Below are 255 nucleotides of genomic sequence, written 5' to 3'. Positions count from 1 at the left end.
ACATCCTGATCCTGTGCGGCTCACGAGCGGGCGCGGAGAATGCGTTACGGGTGGCCCAGAGCTACCTGGAAGGTGAGCTGAAGCTGACGGTTAACGCCACCAAGACCCACATCGTCCACAGCGATGAAGGGGTGAAGTTCCTGGGTGTGGTGATCCACACGAACTACACCCGTATCCAGGACAAGAAGGTGGTAAAACTCAAGCAGAAGCTGAAAGCGCTGACAAAGCGAAACCGGGGCATTGGGCTTGCGGCGA

The 255-nt window shown here is 57.6% G+C and carries 1 protein-coding gene; it reads left to right on the top strand.

Annotation, left to right across the window (positions count from 1 at the left end; translation table 11 throughout):
• Nucleotides 1-255, top strand: a 255-nt coding sequence (locus C7I36_RS17510; protein ID WP_219899691.1) for a hypothetical protein, incomplete at both ends; no start/stop codon positions are given.

The organism is Zobellella taiwanensis (genome assembly GCF_003012795.1).
GTDB lineage: Bacteria > Pseudomonadota > Gammaproteobacteria > Enterobacterales > Aeromonadaceae > Oceanimonas > Oceanimonas taiwanensis.
This window is presented reverse-complemented; position numbering and strand designations above follow the sequence as displayed.